Origin of the sequence: Pseudomonas sp. MH10, from assembly GCF_034353045.1 — a bacterium.
In the GTDB taxonomy this organism is placed as follows: Bacteria; Pseudomonadota; Gammaproteobacteria; order Pseudomonadales; family Pseudomonadaceae; genus Aquipseudomonas.
The window spans coordinates 3,024,411-3,041,144 of the sequence record NZ_CP133783.1; the positions used below are offsets into that span (position 1 = coordinate 3,024,411).

The 16,734-nt window shown below is 57.3% G+C and carries 14 protein-coding genes; 11 read left to right on the forward strand and 3 right to left on the reverse strand.

The features are described 5' to 3' along the window. The first annotated feature begins 8 nt into the window (after nt 1-8). The 11 genes from RHM59_RS13520 (at nt 9) to RHM59_RS13570 (ending at nt 14,163) form a co-directional block, all read left to right on the forward strand. On the forward strand, nt 9-1,028 hold the full coding sequence (locus RHM59_RS13520) for an alpha-ketoacid dehydrogenase subunit beta (protein WP_322224328.1): 1,020 nt from the start codon (nt 9-11) through the stop codon (nt 1,026-1,028). Further along, on the forward strand, nt 1,025-2,131 hold the full coding sequence (locus tag RHM59_RS13525) for an acetoin dehydrogenase dihydrolipoyllysine-residue acetyltransferase subunit (protein ID WP_322224330.1): 1,107 nt from the start codon (nt 1,025-1,027) through the stop codon (nt 2,129-2,131). The genes RHM59_RS13520 and RHM59_RS13525 overlap by 4 nt, the downstream gene beginning before the upstream one ends. Before the next feature lie 97 nt (nt 2,132-2,228). Continuing rightward, nucleotides 2,229-3,293: a 2,3-butanediol dehydrogenase gene (locus RHM59_RS13530; protein ID WP_322286703.1), complete on the forward strand. Its 1,065-nt coding sequence runs from the start codon at nt 2,229-2,231 to the stop codon at nt 3,291-3,293. Between the two features lie 154 nt (nt 3,294-3,447). Further along, the gene (gene prmA / locus RHM59_RS13535) at nt 3,448-4,326 is read left to right on the forward strand and encodes a 50S ribosomal protein L11 methyltransferase (protein WP_322224332.1); all 879 of its coding nucleotides are present in this window, start codon (nt 3,448-3,450) and stop codon (nt 4,324-4,326) included. Nucleotides 4,327-4,380: 54 nt separating this feature from the next. Then, on the forward strand, nt 4,381-5,778 hold the full coding sequence (locus tag RHM59_RS13540) for a DUF3426 domain-containing protein (RefSeq protein ID WP_322167487.1): 1,398 nt from the start codon (nt 4,381-4,383) through the stop codon (nt 5,776-5,778). Between the two features lie 366 nt (nt 5,779-6,144). After that, nucleotides 6,145-7,158, forward strand: coding sequence for a tRNA dihydrouridine synthase DusB (dusB, locus tag RHM59_RS13545; protein ID WP_322167486.1), 1,014 nt, complete (start codon nt 6,145-6,147; stop codon nt 7,156-7,158). Continuing rightward, entirely contained in the window at nt 7,155-7,475 is a 321-nt protein-coding gene (gene fis, locus RHM59_RS13550; RefSeq protein ID WP_322167485.1) for a DNA-binding transcriptional regulator Fis, read from the forward strand. Before dusB ends, fis begins: the two co-directional genes overlap by 4 nt. A 77-nt stretch (nt 7,476-7,552) precedes the next feature. Then, the gene (purH, locus tag RHM59_RS13555) at nt 7,553-9,160 is read left to right on the forward strand and encodes a bifunctional phosphoribosylaminoimidazolecarboxamide formyltransferase/IMP cyclohydrolase (protein ID WP_322224334.1); all 1,608 of its coding nucleotides are present in this window, start codon (nt 7,553-7,555) and stop codon (nt 9,158-9,160) included. A 111-nt stretch (nt 9,161-9,271) separates the two neighbouring features. Further along, nucleotides 9,272-10,567, forward strand: a complete 1,296-nt coding sequence (purD, locus tag RHM59_RS13560) for a phosphoribosylamine--glycine ligase (protein WP_322224336.1) — start codon at nt 9,272-9,274, stop codon at nt 10,565-10,567. A gap of 99 nt (nt 10,568-10,666) precedes the next feature. Beyond that, complete coding sequence (locus tag RHM59_RS13565) at nt 10,667-13,447, forward strand: response regulator (protein ID WP_322224338.1); 2,781 nt, start codon at nt 10,667-10,669, stop codon at nt 13,445-13,447. Nucleotides 13,448-13,566: 119 nt separating this feature from the next. Next, nucleotides 13,567-14,163 (forward strand): MarC family protein, encoded by a 597-nt coding sequence (locus RHM59_RS13570; protein WP_322167481.1) that lies wholly within the window; start codon nt 13,567-13,569, stop codon nt 14,161-14,163. Nucleotides 14,164-14,168: 5 nt separating this feature from the next. Here the strand turns inward: RHM59_RS13570 and RHM59_RS13575 are convergent, their stop codons facing one another. The 3 genes from RHM59_RS13575 to RHM59_RS13585 form a co-directional block, all read right to left on the reverse strand. Next, a complete protein-coding gene (locus RHM59_RS13575) occupies nt 14,169-14,819 on the reverse strand; it encodes a hypothetical protein (protein ID WP_322224340.1) in 651 nt (216 codons plus the stop codon). Continuing rightward, nucleotides 14,816-15,499, reverse strand: a complete 684-nt coding sequence (locus RHM59_RS13580) for a hypothetical protein (RefSeq protein WP_322167479.1) — start codon at nt 15,497-15,499, stop codon at nt 14,816-14,818. Before RHM59_RS13580 ends, RHM59_RS13575 begins: the two co-directional genes overlap by 4 nt. Nucleotides 15,500-15,572: 73 nt before the next feature. After that, the gene (locus RHM59_RS13585) at nt 15,573-16,388 is read right to left on the reverse strand and encodes a hypothetical protein (protein ID WP_322224342.1); all 816 of its coding nucleotides are present in this window, start codon (nt 16,386-16,388) and stop codon (nt 15,573-15,575) included. Nucleotides 16,389-16,734 lie beyond the last annotated feature (346 nt).

Here is a 16,734-nt window from a genome sequence, read left to right on the forward strand (position 1 = left end):
GAATCATCATGGCGAGAAAAATCAGCTATCAGCAGGCAATCAACGAAGCGCTGGCGCAAGAAATGCGCCGCGACCCTACCGTATTCATCATGGGCGAAGACGTTGCTGGCGGGGCGGGCGCACCCGGAGAACAGGATGCCTGGGGCGGCGTACTCGGCGTCACCAAAGGTCTTTATCACGAATTTCCGGGAAGGGTACTCGATACACCACTCTCAGAACTGGGTTATGTAGGCGCAGCCATTGGTGCCGCTACCCAAGGCGTAAGGCCCGTGTGCGAACTGATGTTCGTCGACTTCGCGGGCTGCTGCCTGGATCAAATCCTCAATCAGGCGGCCAAGTTTCGCTACATGTTCGGCGGCAAAGCGGTTACTCCAATTGTGATCCGCACTATGTACGGCGCAGGCCTGCGCGCCGCGGCCCAGCACTCGCAGATGCTGACGTCGTTATGGACCCATATTCCGGGACTAAAAGTGGTCTGTCCTTCTTCACCCTATGACGCCAAGGGCTTGCTGATTCAGGCGATACGCGACAACGACCCGGTGATTTTCTGCGAACACAAAATGCTCTACAGCATGCAGGGTGAAGTCCCGGAAGAGCTTTACACCGTGCCGTTTGGCGAAGCCAACGTGTTGCGCGAAGGCGATGACGTCACCTTGGTGACCTACGGGCGCATGGTCCATCAGGCGATGGAAGCCGCCAGCAACCTCGCCCGCCAAGGGATCTCCTGTGATGTGCTGGACTTGCGCACCACCAGCCCGCTGGACCTGGACAGCATTTTGGAAAGCGTGGAAAAAACCGGTCGCCTAGTGGTCATCGACGAAGCCAACCCGCGTTGTTCGGTGGCCACCGACATCTCAGCGCTGGTGGCGCAAAAAGCCTTTTTCTCCCTGCAAGCGCCGATTGAAATGGTCACCGCGCCCCACACGCCAGTGCCATTTTCCGACGCGCTGGAAGACCTCTACATCCCTACCGCCGCGAAAATCGAAGCGGCGGTGTTGAGAATCTGTGAGGGGAGGAAAGCGGCATGAGCCAGATTCACACGCTGACCATGCCCAAATGGGGCCTGTCGATGACCGAAGGGCGCGTCGACAGGTGGCTCAAGGAGGAAGGCGCGCGCATCGAGAAAGGCGATCAAGTGCTCGATGTCGAAACCGACAAGATTTCCAGCAGCGTCGAAACGCCGTTTTCGGGTGTGCTGCGGCGCCGGGTGGCGCAACAGGATGAAACCTTGTCCGTGGGCGCGCTGCTCGCCGTGGTCGTTGAAGGCAACGCCAGCGAAGCGGAAATCGAAGCAGTGATCGAACGCTTCCAGGCCGAGTTTGTACCCGGTGGCGCTGCCGACGAAGACAGTGGCCCAGCGCCACAAAAAATCCAGCTGGAGGGTCGCACCCTGCGGTTCTTCGACCGGGGCGAAGGCGACATCCCGCTGGTGCTGATTCACGGCTTTGGCGGGGATTTGAATAATTGGCTGTTCAACCACGACACACTGTCAGCAGGGCGCCGCGTTATTGCCCTCGATCTGCCCGGCCATGGCGAGTCAGGCAAAACCCTGCAACGGGGCGATCTGGACGAACTGAGCCAGACCGTCTTGGGCTTGCTGGATCATTTGGAGATCAAGTCCGCGCACTTGGCGGGTCATTCACTTGGCGGCGCCGTTGCACTCAATACTGCGCGCCTTGCGCCACAACGGGTTCGCTCGCTGAGCTTGATCGCCAGCGCCGGCCTTGGCCCACAGATCAACGGCGGCTATTTGCAGGGCTTTGTCGAGGCCGCTAACCGCAATGCATTGAAACCACAGCTGGTGCAGCTGTTTTCCGACCCGGCGCTGGTAAACCGGCAAATGCTGGAAGACATGCTCAAGTACAAGCGTCTCGAAGGCGTCGATGCCGCCCTGCGCTTGCTGTCTAGCCGGTTATTTACCGATGGCCTGCAACAAACCGACCTGCGTTCCGTGGTCGCCCGGCACCCGAGCCTGGTGATCTGGGGCGAAAACGACGCCATCATCCCTGCCACCCACACCGAAGGGCTTGAGGCGCAGGTTGAGGTGTTGGCGGGTCAGGGTCACATGGTGCAGATGGAAGCAGCGGAGCAGGTCAATCGTCTGATCTTCGATTTCTTGCAGGGCCAATAACACCAGTGGCTTTGGCCTGCCCGACGCTCGCCAGAGCCTCCACGCCGTCGTGAGGAGATAAACAATAATGAACAGTTCATTGAAAAACACCGCCAGCATGCGCGCTGCAGTTTGGCATGGTCGCCACGATATCCGCGTAGAAGATGTGCCGCTGCCGTCCGAGCCACCGGCCGACTGGGTACAAATTCGGGTGGATTGGTGCGGCATCTGCGGCTCGGACCTGCATGAGTATGTCGCAGGTCCGGTGTTCATTCCGGTGGACGTTCCGCACCCGATGACCGGCATTCAGGGCCAGTGCATTCTGGGCCACGAATTCTGTGGCGAAATCCTCAAGCTCGGCGCCGGTGTTGAAGGGTTTGCCGTGGGCGACCTGATCACGGCCGACGCCTGCCAGCATTGCGGCACCTGCTATTACTGCACCCATGGGCTCTACAACATTTGTGAAAAGCTGGCGTTTACTGGCCTGATGAACAACGGTGCCTTCGCCGAACGGGTCAATGTGCCCGCCAATCTTCTGTACAAACTGCCAGCGGGCTTTCCCAAAGAGGCCGGCGCGCTGATCGAACCCCTGGCGGTGGGCATGCATGCGGTCAAAAAAGCGGGAAGCCTGCACGGTCAAACCGTGGTGGTCGTGGGCGCAGGCACCATCGGTCTGTGCACCATCATGTGCGCCAAAGCAGCCGGTGCCGAGCAGGTCATCGCGCTGGAAATGTCCTCAGCGCGCAAAGCCAAGGCATTAGAAGTCGGCGCCACCCGAGTTTTCGATCCGTCCGAGTGCGACGCGCTGGCTGAAATTAGGGCCGTCACCCGTGGCCTGGGCGCCGATGTGAGCTTTGAATGCATCGGCAATAAGCACACCGCCAAGCTCGCCATCGATGTGATTCGCAAAGCCGGAACATGCGTGCTGGTGGGTATTTTTGAGGAGCCCAGCGAATTCAACTTTTTCGATCTGGTGTCCACTGAAAAACAAGTTATGGGTTCGCTGGCCTACAACGGCGAGTTCGCCGACGTCATCTCACTGATAGCCGACGGCAGCCTGGACATAACGCCACTGGTCACTGGGCGAATCGGGCTGGAGGAGATCGTCAGTCATGGTTTCGAAGAGTTGGTCCATAACAAGGAGCACAACGTCAAAATCATCGTGTCGCCCGGCCAGGTCTGATCGGCACTCTAAAGAGCCCGCCCTGGGCTCTTTTTTCTCAACGCCGCCTAACGGCGGCTTTGTTGTTTTTTGCCCTTCGCCTTCGCGCTCAAGTAAACTTGCGCGCTTCTCGCAGCCGCGCGCTGCACTTCGTCATTTCTCATAGGTGCCCGCCATGCCTTGGCTGCAAGTCCGTCTCGCCATCAGCCCAGAACAAGCCGAAACCTACGAAGACGCTTTTCTTGAAGTGGGCGCCGTGTCTGTCACGTTCATGGACGCCGAAGATCAGCCGATCTTCGAACCTGAACTCAACACCACGCCGCTGTGGTCCCACACCCATTTGCTGGCGTTGTTCGAAGCCGACACCGACGCCGCTCAAGTACTGGCCCACCTGCAACTGCTCACTGGCGCCGAACTGCCGGAACACATGAGCGAAGTCATCGAAGATCAGGACTGGGAACGCAGCTGGATGGACAACTTTCAGCCCATGCGTTTCGGCGAGCGGCTGTGGATCGTCCCAAGCTGGCACGTTGCGCCAGAACCTGACGCCGTGAACCTGCTGCTCGATCCCGGCTTGGCCTTCGGCACGGGCACTCATCCGACGACGGCGCTGTGCCTCGAATGGCTCGATGGTCAAGACCTGAAAGACTGCAACGTATTGGACTTCGGCTGCGGCTCGGGAATTCTGGCCATCGCCGCGTTGTTGCTGGGCGCCAAGCAAGCGGTGGGGACTGACATCGATTTCCAAGCGCTGGATGCCTCGCGGGACAACGCCGGACGCAACAACATAGCGCCCGAACGCTTCACGCTGTACCTGCCTGAAGACCTGCCTCAAGACAAAGCTGACGTGTTGGTGGCCAATATTTTGGCCGGTCCCTTGGTGTCATTGGCACCAACGCTCGCCGGTCTGGTCAAAACCGGTGGCCGCCTCGCCTTGTCCGGGATTCTCGCTGAACAGGGCAAGGAAGTGGCTGCCGCTTACGCCGAGACCTTTGTGCTGGACCCGATTGCCGACCGTGATGGCTGGGTTCGCATCACGGGCCGCCGCCGTTAACCGTTGCTTGAAGCCGTAGGCTAGAATCAGCGCCTGCATGAACCGGATCGCCGCATGACCGACAGTTTCGTTACCCAGTGTCCGCACTGCCAGACCAGTTTTCGCGTGAGTCATGCTCAATTGAGTGTGGCCCGTGGCGTCGTAAGGTGCGGCGCCTGCCTGCAAGTTTTCAATGCAGCAAAACAACTGCTCGAACAGCGCGCTGGCAAAGCGATCGAAGAGATTCAAACGCCCCTTCCCGCGCCACTGGCCGCGCCCCTGCTACCGCCGCCGGTGATTACGCCCGCCCAAGAGCCGGACGAGCCACCGGCCGAACGGCCAATTGATCCGCCCCCTAAGATCGAACCGCCTGCCAAAGAGTGGAAAACCCGGGCACTCGATTTCGCCAACCTTGATCTGGACAACCTTGATCTTGACGAGGCACTGGCCAAGCTTGAGCAACGAGAAATCCAGCTCCCGGAATCCTTTGGTCAAACCGGTCATTCCCGTAGCAGCGACTCGGCGATGAGTGCTCGACGCGACAACGCCAGCGGCGAGAGCGAGCAGTTCGACAGCTTGCTGAACGATGACGCCGCCGATCGCGAACATGAGCAAACGCCGGAAAGTGATGCGTTGCCCGAGGCGAAACCTGCACACGAGCCTTTGGCGCGAAATGGACGCACCGAACCGTCACTGTCCTACGACCTCGACGGGCCCGAGTACGAACCCAAGCCGCCTGCACCGCCATTGATCGCTGAAACTCCCGGACGCACGGCTCAACGCAAGGACAGTGTTTACGATGAGCCCGGCGAGCGGATGTCGGCCATTGATGACGACGAGCAGCCTTTGGACGAACCGGCTCAACGCCAAGCGCCTCGACTCAAACGCAGTCGCACCGAACCTGGCTTGCAAGAACATGTGCTGCGCAACAATCCAATGCTCGACCTCTCGGATGACCCGTTGCAACTCGACTGGCAAAAGCCAAAGCCACGCTGGGGTCGTCGGTTTGTCTGGGGGCTGCTGATTTTGCTCGCCATCACGGCATTGGCCGGACAATACATCTGGTATCACTTCGACGAGCTGGCGCGTCAGGACCAATACCGACCTTGGTTTCAACTGGCCTGCCCTCAAGTCGGCTGCACCGTGCCGTCCAAGGTGGATATCGATCTGCTTAAGAGCAGCAACCTGATCGTACGCAGCCACCCTGACTTCAAGGGGGCCTTGGTGGTCGATGCGATCATCTATAACCGTGCGTCGTTTTCTCAACCCTTCCCGTTGTTGGAATTGCGATTTGCCGACCCCAATGGTCAGTTGATCGCCAGTCGTCGGTTCAAGCCCAGCGAATACCTGAGTGGCGAAATGGCCGGCAAGGCCGAAATGCCGCCGCAAACGCCCATTCATATTGCGCTGGACATCCTCGACCCAGGCGCCAAAGCGGTCAATTACAGTCTAAGCTTTCGATCACCGGAATAAGCGCTGAAGCGCGCCTGCAGGCGGTAGCCTGCCCGACGTTGAGCAATCGCCGGTTGGTAAGCAATCGATAGATTCGAGCCACATGCGCGGGGGATTTCCGACCCGCGATTGGCGACATATTTATGACGTCGAGCGGAACAACCAATCCGACCGCGATAAGAAAATAACTGCTCAGATTTTATCCAATTCAGCCTTTATCCAGTCATCGAGAGCGGGTATCATGCCAACCCTTTTTCATACTCTGGGTTCCGACTGAAAACTCGCTTCAGCACCTAAAAACAGTCCTTCGGGCCGCGTGAGAACGCAGCGACGAATGCAATGGTTTTCACGTGACCAGCGATGATCGGCCCCACAACAGGCACACCTATGTCGGCGGTACGCATCGGCCCTTATACATTGCAAAACGGCTTGATTCTTGCCCCGATGGCTGGAGTTACTGACCAGCCCTTCCGCCAGCTTTGCCGCCAACTCGGCGCAGGGTTGGTGGTATCGGAAATGGTGACCAGCGACATGAGCCTGTGGAACAGTCGCAAATCGCGTCTGCGCATGATCCACGAAGGTGATCCCGAACCCCGTTCGGTACAGATCGCCGGTGGTGATCCGCAAATGCTGGCAAATGCAGCACGCGCCAATGTTGAACTGGGCGCACAGATCATCGACATCAACATGGGTTGCCCGGCAAAAAAGGTCTGCAATAAGGCTGCGGGTTCCGCATTACTGAAAGACGAACAACTGGTCACCGAGATCCTGCACGCCGTCGTGGCCGCAGTTGATGTACCGGTCACGCTGAAGATACGCACCGGCTGGGACCGATCGAACAAGAACGGCCTGACCGTGGCAAAGATCGCCGAACAAGCCGGAATTGTGGCATTGGCGGTCCATGGCCGAACCCGTGCAGATCTGTACACCGGCGAAGCCGAATACGACACCATTGCGGCGATCAAGCAGGCGGTGTCGATTCCAGTGTTCGCCAATGGTGACATCGATTCACCGGCCAAAGCCCGGTACGTGCTGCAAGCCACCGGGGCAGACGGTTTACTGATTGGCAGGGCTGCCCAAGGGCGGCCCTGGATTTTTCGCGAGATAGAACACTTCCTGCGTACCGGCGAACTATTGCCCGCGCTGCAGTTGAGTGAGGTGGAACGCATTCTGCTAGAGCATTTGGCGGCGTTGCACATTTTCTATGGCGATGTGCTGGGTGTGCGGATTGCACGCAAGCATGTCGGCTGGTATCTCGCAACCCTGCCGGGCGCCAGGGAGTTTCGTGCCCATTTCAATCGTTTGGAAGATACGGAAGCACAGTGCGCCAACGTTCGCGAGTTCTTCAGCGACCGTTATGAGAGCCCGCAAACAGGGGACGGAGAAGAGGTGGCTGCATGACGATGATGACCGAGAATTTAGTGAGTGGAACAACACCCGTGAGCGAAAAAGTGAATTTGAAACAGCACCTCAACACGCCCAGCGAGGAGGGTCAGACCCTGCGTGGCAGTGTAGAGAAGGCGCTGCACAATTATTTCGCCCACCTGGAAGGCGCTGCCGTTACGGATGTGTACAACCTCGTGTTGTCGGAGGTCGAAGCGCCGTTGCTCGAATGCGTGATGAACTACGTCAAGGGAAACCAAACCAAAGCGTCCGAATTACTGGGCCTTAATCGCGGCACCTTGCGCAAGAAACTCAAGCAGTACGACCTGCTGTAAGCATTTAATAAAAAAGGCGATCCACTTCAGGGGGTCGCCTTTTTTTGCTGACTCCTTTGTTTTAGATGGAATTTGAAATGACCGACCAGACTACCCGCCTGCCGATCCGCCGTGCCTTGATCAGCGTCTCCGACAAGACCGGGATCGTCGATTTCGCCCGTGCACTCAGCGCCCTGGGCGTCGAGATCCTTTCCACCGGCGGCACGTTCAAGCTGCTTCAGGACAACGGCATTGCGGCGGTAGAAGTCGCTGACTACACCGGTTTCGCAGAAATGATGGACGGCCGGGTCAAGACCCTGCACCCGAAAATCCACGGCGGCATTCTTGGCCGTCGCGGTATCGACGACGCCATCATGACCGAGCACGGGATCAAGCCGATCGATCTGGTCGCGGTCAACCTCTACCCGTTTGAAGCGACCATTGCCAAGCCAGGTTGCGACCTGCCAACCGCCATCGAAAACATCGATATCGGCGGCCCGACCATGGTTCGCTCGGCCGCGAAAAACCATAAAGACGTGGCCATCGTGGTCAACGCCGGCGACTACGCCACAGTGCTGGGAAGCCTCAAGGCTGGCGGCCTGACGTACGCCCAACGTTTCGACCTGATGCTCAAGGCGTTTGAACACACGGCTGCTTACGACGGCATGATCGCCAACTATTTGGGTAGCATTGATCAGACCGCTGAAACCCTTAGTACTGAAGGCCGCAGCGCATTCCCACGCACCTTCAACAGCCAGTTCATCAAGGCCCAGGAAATGCGCTACGGCGAGAACCCGCACCAGAGCGCGGCGTTCTACGTTGAAGCCCATCCTGCCGAAGTCGGCATTGCCACCGCGACTCAGTTGCAAGGCAAGGAATTGTCGTACAACAACGTGGCGGACACCGACGCTGCGCTGGAATGCGTAAAAAGCTTCGTCAAGCCGGCCTGCGTCATCGTCAAACACGCCAACCCGTGTGGCGTTGCAGTCAGCCCGGACGACGAAGGCGGCATTCGTCAGGCCTACGAACTGGCCTACGCCACCGACAGCGAATCTGCGTTTGGCGGCATCATTGCCTTCAACCGCGAACTGGACGCCAAGACCGCCCAGGCGATCGTTGAGCGTCAGTTTGTTGAAGTGATTATCGCGCCGAGCGTTACCGCCCAAGCCCAAGCCATTATTGCAACCAAGGTCAATGTCCGCTTGCTGATTAGCGGTCAATGGGCAACCGAGCGCACCCCGGCCTGGGACTTCAAGCGCGTCAACGGTGGCTTGTTGGTTCAGAGCCGCGACATCGGAATGATCGGCAGCGACGACCTGAAGGTCGTCACCCAGCGCGCACCGAGCGAACAGGAAATTCATGACCTGATCTTCGCCTGGAAAGTCGCCAAGTACGTGAAGTCCAACGCCATCGTCTACGCGAAAAACCGCCAGACCATCGGTGTCGGCGCGGGCCAGATGAGCCGCGTCAACTCCGCGCGCATCGCTGCAATCAAGGCAGAACACGCCGGATTGTCGGTGCAAGGCGCGGTCATGGCATCGGACGCGTTCTTCCCGTTCCGCGACGGCATCGACAACGCAGCCAAGGCGGGCATCACCGCCGTCATCCAGCCAGGCGGCTCGATGCGAGACAACGAAGTGATCGCTGCCGCCGACGAAGCAGGCATTGCCATGGTCTTCACCGGCATGCGTCATTTCAGGCACTGATTTTTACTGTAGGAGCCAACGTATTGGCGAGACCTTCGCCAACACGTTGGCTCCTACAGATGATAGTGCTTGCTGCATCCCCCAGAATTCAGCGTCATCGAGGTTTTTGAAATGAACGTTCTAATCATTGGCGCCGGTGGCCGTGAACACGCGTTGGCGTGGAAAGTCGCACAGGACCCGCGTGTCGTGAAGGTTTTCGTTGCACCGGGCAATGCCGGGACCGCGACCGAAGCAAAGTGCGAAAACGTTGATATCGACGTCCTTGCACTCGCCGAGCTGGCAGATTTCGCAGAAAAAAACGTTTCCCTGACCATTGTCGGTCCCGAAGGGCCACTGGTGGCGGGCGTTGTCGACTTGTTCCGCTCCCGTGGTCTGGATTGCTTTGGCCCTACCGCTGGCGCTGCGCAACTGGAAGGGTCGAAAGCCTTCACGAAAGACTTCCTGGCGCGCCACAAGATTCCAACCGCTGATTACCAGAACTTCACTGAAGTCGAGCCAGCGCTGGCGTACTTGCAGAAAGTCGGCGCACCCATCGTGATCAAGGCCGACGGCCTCGCAGCGGGCAAAGGCGTGATCGTCGCCATGACCCTGGTTGAAGCCGAAGACGCCGTGCGCGACATGCTTGCCGGCAATGCATTTGGCGAAGCCGGTTCACGGGTGGTGATCGAAGAATTTCTTGATGGCGAAGAAGCCAGCTTCATTGTCATGGTCGACGGCAAAAACGTTTTACCCATGGCCACCAGCCAAGACCACAAGCGTGTCGGCGACGGCGACAGCGGCCCCAACACCGGCGGTATGGGTGCTTACTCTCCGGCCCCGGTCGTCACTGCCGAGGTTCACCAACGGGTTATGGACTTGGTGATATGGCCGACTGTCCGCGCAATGGCCGAGGAAGGCAACGTTTACACTGGCTTCCTCTATGCTGGCTTGATGATCGACAAAGTCGGGAATCCGAAGGTCATCGAATTCAACTGCCGTTTCGGCGATCCCGAAACCCAACCGGTGATGTTGCGCCTGCAATCGAGCCTGGTGTTGTTGATCGAAGCCGCGCTGGCCAAGGCCCTGGATAAGGTTGAAGCGCAGTGGGATCCCCGTCCAAGTCTGGGCGTGGTACTGGCCGCTGGCGGTTATCCAGGTGATTACGCCAAAGGCGCTGCGATCAAAGGCCTGGACACCGCAGCTAGCATGAACGGCAAAGTATTCCATGCCGGTACGGCGTTGCAGGATGGTCAGGTCGTAACGTCCGGCGGACGTGTTTTGTGTGCCACAGCACTGGGCGACAGCGTAAGCGACGCACAGGAACAAGCGTACAAATTGGCTGCTGAAATTGATTGGGAAGGTTGCTTCTATCGCAAGGATATTGGTTATCGTGCCATTGCTCGCGAGCGTGGTGAAGACCTGGAATAAGGCAAACAGCCACTCAGGCAAGCGCCTCAACGGGGTCTTGCCTGTTTATTGCAGCCCCGCGCATAGTTATCTGGCATTCACCTACGAAGGGATTTCGCTGTGCGCTGGCTCAGGATTGCCATAGGTTTTACCCTCAGTCTGCTGACGCTTCTCTGCATGCTTCCCAGCTATGCCGAGCAACGTGGTGGTTGGTCAACGCTGCTCGATGATCAGGCCAGCCTGCAATTGAGCGACGTACGCTCAGCTCGTTACGTTAATCAATTCAGCCCTATTGACCTCGATCAAGTCGTCGCCGGTGATCGAAACAGTGCTGTCTGGCTTCATTATCGGTTGCTCCCTGACGAGCACGAACAGCTGCTACGCGTCTTTGCCCCGGACTTGGCCAGCCTTGACCTTTACGTGCTCGATGGCGACAAGCTCATCACTCATTCACGCACCGGCAATAACATCCCACGCGACACCCATTCGTTGCACTCCACCGACTTTCTGATGCCGATGCCGCAGAGCATCCGTGTGCTGGACGTTTATCTGCGCCTGGTTTCAGAGCAACAACTGCGCCCCAACATTACCTTGCAGTCCGCCATTTCAATCGCAGCGGATGAACGCCAACCTTTATTGCTCGGCCTGTTTTTAGGTTGCTTGGCCATGCTGATCCTGCAGAACATTACCCGTTTCACCCACACTCGCTCCCATACCAGCTTATGGCTGGCGGCGTGCGAAGCGATGCTGACGCTGAGCGCGATGCTGTTGCTCAATCTTCTGGCGCCTTGGGTGCCGAACTGGCACGTGGCCCAGACCCCCAATGCCTATTGGGCGTTGATTCTGGCCGCCCTCAGTGGGTTGATGTTTGCGTACCGCTTCTTCGCGCCCTGTGCCTCGATTATTTTGAATCGTTTTCTGCTGGGCGACATGCTGGTCATTGCATTGGCTGGCCTCTTGGAGCTGTTCGTCACCCGCTTGCCACTGAACCTGATCACCTATGGTGTGGTGGCGCTTGCGAGCCTGAGCATCCTGTTTGTCTCGGTATATCACTGGCAAAAGGGCTACAACCCGGCCCGCCTGTTTGTGCTGGGAATGGTCGTGTTCAACCTGGGTTGCCTGGTGATTATGCCCGCCTTGCTCGGCCTGACGATGATAGCGCCACAATGGCTGATCATTACGTTGTTAGGTGTGTTCTGCGCTTCTGGGCTGTTCATGAGCGTGGCCCTGAGCGAGCGTCATCGGAGCATTACCGAAGACGAGTTCAGTGTCAGCCGCGACCTCGCCGCCAGCACTGCTGAAATCAACGCCAAGGCCGAGTTTCTGGCCAAAATCAGCCACGAAATTCGCACCCCGATGAATGGCGTCCTGGGTATGACCGAGCTATTGCTGGGCACGCCGCTTTCGGTGAAACAACGCGATTATGTTCAGACGATCCACAGCGCAGGCAACGAGCTGCTGACACTGATCAACGAAATTCTGGACATCACCAAGCTCGAATCCGGACAGATCGAACTCGACGATGTGCAATTCGATCTCAACGCATTGATCGAAGACTGCCTGAATATCTTCCGAGCCAAAGCCGAGCAGCAAAATGTCGAGCTGATCAGTTTCATCCAGCCTCAGGTTCCACGGGTGATCAGCGGCGACCCGACGCGCTTGCGCCAGGCGCTGCTCAGCCTGCTTGAAAACGCCATGAAAAAGACCGACGAAGGCGAAATCCTGCTGGTGGTCGCGCTGGATTCGCGCAGCGGCAAGCCGCGTTTGCGCATCGCGGTGCAAGACAGTGGCGAGCCCTTAGCGGCCCATGAACGCGACAGCCTTCTCCATGCCGAGCTGCACAGCAAAAACTTTCTTGCCACGACCAAATTAGGCGGTCATCTGGGGTTGGTGATTGCGCGTCAATTGATCATGTTGATGCATGGCGAATTTGGCATTCAAACCGGTAATTCCCATGGCAGCACGCTGTGGCTGACGTTACCACTGGACCCGGATCGGCTTGAGCAACCGACCACCGATCTGGACGGCCCGCTTCAGGGCGCACGGGTCCTGGTGGTGGACGACAATGACACGTGCCGCAAAGTGTTGGTGCAGCAATGCACCGCCTGGGGTTTGAATGTCAGCGCCGTGCCGTCGGGCAAAGAAGCACTGGCACTGCTGCGAACCAAAGCCCACCTGCGCGACTATTTCGACGTGGTGCTGCTCGACCAGAACATGCCGGGCATGACCGGTATGCAGCTCGCAGCCAAGATCAAGGAAGACCCGAGCCTCAATCACGATATCTTGCTGATCATGCTTACCGGTATCAGTAATGCGCCAAGCAAAATCATTGCGCGCAATGCCGGCATCAAACGCATCTTGGCAAAACCGGTGGCCGGCTACACCCTCAAGACCACCTTGGCCGACGAGCTAAACCAACGAACTCGAGGGACCCCCACCGGCACGCCATACGCAACCGCCAACCCGCTGATCAACCCGATCAACGTACCGAGTGATTTCCGTATTCTTGTCGCCGAAGACAACAGCATATCGACCAAAGTGATTCGCGGCATGCTAGGCAAACTGAACTTACAACCTGACACCGCCAGCAATGGCGAAGAAGCCCTGCTCGCGATGAAGGCCCAGCGCTATGACCTGGTACTGATGGACTGCGAAATGCCGATCCTTGATGGCTTTTCTGCAACCCAACAGTTACGCGCTTGGGAAATTGCCAATCAACGCGTTCGTACGCCAGTGGTGGCGTTGACTGCCCACATCTTGAGCGAACACAAGGACCGCGCGCGTCAGGCCGGCATGGATGGCCACATGGCCAAACCCGTCGAACTGTCGCAACTGCGCGAACTGATCGAGCAGTGGGTTGCCAAGCGTCAGCAGAGTCAGTCGTATTCCGAGACCCATTGAGTCCCGGCAGCGGGGATCTTGCTGCTTTTCCCACTGTTGAACTGATATTCCTCAACGAGATAAGCTGCCGCGCCTGATAGACTTCCCGTCGTCCTTAATTAGTCGCGCGAGCCCAAGCCATGCTTCACGTGTTGTTCAGCGTTTACCTGAAGATGTTGGTGCTCTACAGCCCGTTCTTCGTCCTGTCGTGTTTCATCAGCCTTACCCGTGGTTACTCCAGCAAGGAACGTCGTCGACTGGCGTGGAAAGTCGCACTGGCCACTCTGGTCTCCAGCGTGCTGCTTTACCTGTTCGGGCGGGTCATTTTCTCGGTATTCGGGATCACCGTTGACGCGTTTCGCATTGGTGCGGGCAGCGTTTTGTTCATTTCGGCGTTGGGCATGGCCCAAGGCAAATCTGCGGTGCAAACCGACAACGTTCAACAGGACGTCACCATTGTCCCGCTGACCATCCCGTTGACCGTCGGCCCCGGTACCATCGGCGCGTTGCTGGTGATGGGCGTGAGCCAACCGCACTGGGATGACAAGCTCACCGCCATCCTCAGTATTGCCCTCGCCAGCCTGACCGTCGGCATTGTGTTGTACCTGTCGAACCGAATCGAAAACATCCTGGGCGATCAGGGTTTGCAGATCGTCAGTCGGTTGATGGGGTTGTTCGTCTGTGCACTGGCGGCGCAAATTATCTTTACCGGGGTCAGAGGGTATTTGTTGCCTTAGGGGCCTCAGAGCTCGATGTCCTGGATGAAGCGGGTGGAATTCTGAACCAGCTTGGTGCGTATCTGCTCACGAAAGGGCGCATAGCGAGCGGTGCTGAACGCGTAAACGCCGCCGACCAAGTGGAGCACCAAGTCACGGTGAGTGCTCTCCCAAAACCAGCTGTCATCGATTACGGCCAGCGCGTTAATTCGCAAAGCACACAAGAAAACCCTTATTTCGCCGTTAGCGGTTCTTTCGCACGGCACAATTTGAAAACTGCCGATGCGCCCCGCCCCCGTACCTCGTCGAAAAAACGCCTGGGCGTATTCATTGACTCGTATCGCGTTAAATGACGCTTGAACCAAACGGGCGAGCTTGGCTGAGCCTTCCGTGCCCACCACTTTAAAGGTCAGTCGATCCAGCTCGTAGGGGTCGGTTATGACTACGGGGGCCCTGAGAATCTGGCTTTTTAACTGACAGCCGTGTTTGACCATCCTGTTTCGGTAGTAATCCAGCCAACTCTTCCAATGCACGTGCTGGTCATAGGCCTGACTGGCAAAAAAGTCCGCGTGCAACAACAAATCCAATATGTCCTCCTTTTCCTGGACCGACATTCCCGCTACAAACGAGACCAGATTATTGCCTGCTATGGCCATATGGGTTTTTTTAGTGATCATTGTTGAGACGCCTCAAGCGCCAAAATCAGTGACGACCGTCTAGCGCCGAGTGCCGAAATAAAGGTATCTCTGAACTGAGAATAACGAAGGTCCGACAGTTGCGCCGAGAACGACGCCAGTTCTACGTTGCCCACTATCTGATTGCGATCAAACGGCTTGAGCAAAGCGTGTTCTGCAACTTTCGCTCGGGTTTTGAACGCGATAAATATTGAGGTCATGGACGGAGCGCCGTGTACGAAGCTCAGTTGCAGCACCACCGAGGAAAGCAGGTCACCCCCTTCGGGCCGATCAGACCGCAAGGCGTGTTCTCCGAGCAGCGATTGAGCCGCCGGGTTAAAAACGTGTTCGGGTGAATGCACCGCGATGCGCTCAGCTGTTTGAATAAGTGAAACCGGTACGCGTCCCTCAAGCTCAGCTTCAATGAGTAACCACAGGTCAAAAGGTCCGGGGCCTTGTATCGGTTCACTGCAGTAACCGCGCTCAGAGACTATCCAGCCAAACGTCGCCATCGCCTTTAGATAGGTTGTGTACCAGGCGTCAAACTCAGCAAACTTGGGGTGTTTTTTCGACGCCGCCAGCTGGGTATACAAACTGGCGTCGAGAATATCTCGTTTATCAGCATCTTTGACGGGATCGTCGAAGAACATCATCGAACCCGCATTGATATAGCTAGTTGGCATTCCATTGCCCATAACATTCTCCTAATAGTCGACTCGGCAGTCCGCCGCAGTCTCCTGTGGCGGACTCGCGACCTTAAATCTCGTAGTCTTCAACGGCCTGTTTAGCGTTATCCCCCAGGCGGCGAATGATGGTGTCTCGAACTTCCGCGTAAATGCGCTGATTCAATACCAGGTGCGACTCGGCTCGGTACATGCTGACCGAGCTGCTACTCCAGTCCCAGAACAGGACATTGGTGACGTTCAGCGTGGACGAAAAATCAACCGAGCCCATGGACATCTGCACTTCGCCATCTACCGATTCGTCACACGAAGCGATATTGAAGACCCCACCCTTGTGGCGGCGGCTTCGGTTTTCAAAGAGCTTAAGCGGTTTGTCGCTGGACTGAAGTGCTTCAAGCGCTTGCTTCGCCACACCCACCATTGCCACAGCCGTTGCGCCGGGGACCGAAACCGCCGCTACGGTCGATGCAAGGATTTTCAGGCCGACCTGATCCATGGTGAACAGCTTTTCGGAGGCCGAGTGCTTGGCATATTCCCGGCGGGTTGGCACCCACCCGCAGGCCCGGGACATCACTTCCATGAACTTTTCATACCAGCGCGGGCCCGTCAGGCTCGGGACCGCCCTGTTAGCCACCAAGGTCGCAAACAGAACGGCGTTTTTGATATCTTCCTTGTTCTGCATCGACATACCCGCAACAAAGGCAATCACGCTATTGGCAACCACTGCTGCACTTTCTTTCTTCTCCTCCAGTGTCAACGAACGGCGCGAGCGGCGGAGCGAGGGGCTGGTGGCCCTGGCCAGATGCACGTGCCCTTCAGGCAACTGACAACCTTCAATATAATCCAGGCAGTTTTCAGCACTGAGAGGGGCATCCATGTACGTATTCATGCGCAACTTCCTTTTTAGTTAAGAGTCACCCGTCTTGGGCAGTCATCAAACTAGCGCACTTTTCCGATCGTTTTAATTTCCGTTATTTCAAGAAAACTTTAGTTAAATATTCCCACGGTGCCGTCACGCGGCTAAATACATGGCCCGGTGATTTTTCGGTACTACTTTGTGGGTATTCACCTTAGAACGCTCTGACTTTCATCCCTATAACCAGGGACCTTTCTTACGTGTTGAACACCGAAAGTCACAGACGAAGTGTCGCCCCTCCTGTAGGAACCAACTTGTTGGCGAAGGTCCTTCGGACCTATCGCAGCCTTCAGCTCCTACAGAATCTGTGTAGCGCCAA